This is a genomic window from Streptomyces sp. NPDC050448 (assembly GCF_040655295.1).
In the GTDB taxonomy this organism is placed as follows: Bacteria; Actinomycetota; Actinomycetes; order Streptomycetales; family Streptomycetaceae; genus Streptomyces.
In genome coordinates this window covers 1-1,248 of record NZ_JBFAJR010000137.1, presented here as the reverse complement: position 1 = coordinate 1,248, position 1,248 = coordinate 1, and the positions used below count along the sequence as shown (strand labels likewise).

Annotated in this window: 2 protein-coding genes and 1 pseudogene; 1 reads left to right on the top strand and 2 read right to left on the bottom strand. The window is 56.2% G+C overall.

Annotation, left to right across the window (positions count from 1 at the left end; genetic code table 11):
* Window positions 1-268: 268 nt before the first annotated feature.
* On the bottom strand, window positions 269-460 hold the full coding sequence (locus tag AB0I68_RS39105; RefSeq protein WP_000165985.1) for a Rop family plasmid primer RNA-binding protein: 192 nt from the start codon (window positions 458-460) through the stop codon (window positions 269-271).
* Window positions 461-524: 64 nt separating this feature from the next.
* Between AB0I68_RS39105 and AB0I68_RS39100 the strand changes: the two genes are divergently transcribed.
* The gene (locus AB0I68_RS39100) at window positions 525-860 is read left to right on the top strand and encodes a hypothetical protein (RefSeq protein WP_081450183.1); all 336 of its coding nucleotides are present in this window, start codon (window positions 525-527) and stop codon (window positions 858-860) included.
* A gap of 17 nt (window positions 861-877) precedes the next feature.
* Here AB0I68_RS39100 and AB0I68_RS39095 read toward each other — a convergent pair.
* Window positions 878-1,219 (bottom strand): annotated as a pseudogene (locus AB0I68_RS39095) (hypothetical protein); the annotation flags it as partial.
* Between the last annotated feature and the right edge of the window lie 29 nt (window positions 1,220-1,248).

Genomic DNA, 1,248 nt, shown 5'->3' with positions numbered 1-1,248 from the left:
GTCAGTGAGCGAGGAAGCGGAAGAGCGCCTGATGCGGTATTTTCTCCTTACGCATCTGTGCGGTATTTCACACCGCAATGGTGCACTCTCAGTACAATCTGCTCTGATGCCGCATAGTTAAGCCAGTATACACTCCGCTATCGCTACGTGACTGGGTCATGGCTGCGCCCCGACACCCGCCAACACCCGCTGACGCGCCCTGACGGGCTTGTCTGCTCCCGGCATCCGCTTACAGACAAGCTGTGACCGTCTCCGGGAGCTGCATGTGTCAGAGGTTTTCACCGTCATCACCGAAACGCGCGAGGCAGCTGCGGTAAAGCTCATCAGCGTGGTCGTGAAGCGATTCACAGATGTCTGCCTGTTCATCCGCGTCCAGCTCGTTGAGTTTCTCCAGAAGCGTTAATGTCTGGCTTCTGATAAAGCGGGCCATGTTAAGGGCGGTTTTTTCCTGTTTGGTCACTGATGCCTCCGTGTAAGGGGGATTTCTGTTCATGGGGGTAATGATACCGATGAAACGAGAGAGGATGCTCACGATACGGGTTACTGATGATGAACATGCCCGGTTACTGGAACGTTGTGAGGGTAAACAACTGGCGGTATGGATGCGGCGGGACCAGAGAAAAATCACTCAGGGTCAATGCCAGCGCTTCGTTAATACAGATGTAGGTGTTCCACAGGGTAGCCAGCAGCATCCTGCGATGCAGATCCGGAACATAATGGTGCAGGGCGCTGACTTCCGCGTTTCCAGACTTTACGAAACACGGAAACCGAAGACCATTCATGTTGTTGCTCAGGTCGCAGACGTTTTGCAGCAGCAGTCGCTTCACGTTCGCTCGCGTATCGGTGATTCATTCTGCTAACCAGTAAGGCAACCCCGCCAGCCTAGCCGGGTCCTCAACGACAGGAGCACGATCATGCGCACCCGTGGGGCCGCCATGCCGGCGATAATGGCCTGCTTCTCGCCGAAACGTTTGGTGGCGGGACCAGTGACGAAGGCTTGAGCGAGGGCGTGCAAGATTCCGAATACCGCAAGCGACAGGCCGATCATCGTCGCGCTCCAGCGAAAGCGGTCCTCGCCGAAAATGACCCAGAGCGCTGCCGGCACCTGTCCTACGAGTTGCATGATAAAGAAGACAGTCATAAGTGCGGCGACGATAGTCATGCCCCGCGCCCACCGGAAGGAGCTGACTGGGTTGAAGGCTCTCAAGGGCATCGGTCGAGATCCCGGTGCCTAATGAGTGAGCTAAC

What these genes read in the sequence shown, in the direction of transcription:
- AB0I68_RS39100 (WP_081450183.1), top strand. Translation starts at nt 525, where the DNA reads ATGCTCACGATACGGGTTACTGATGATGAACATGCCCGGTTACTGGAA.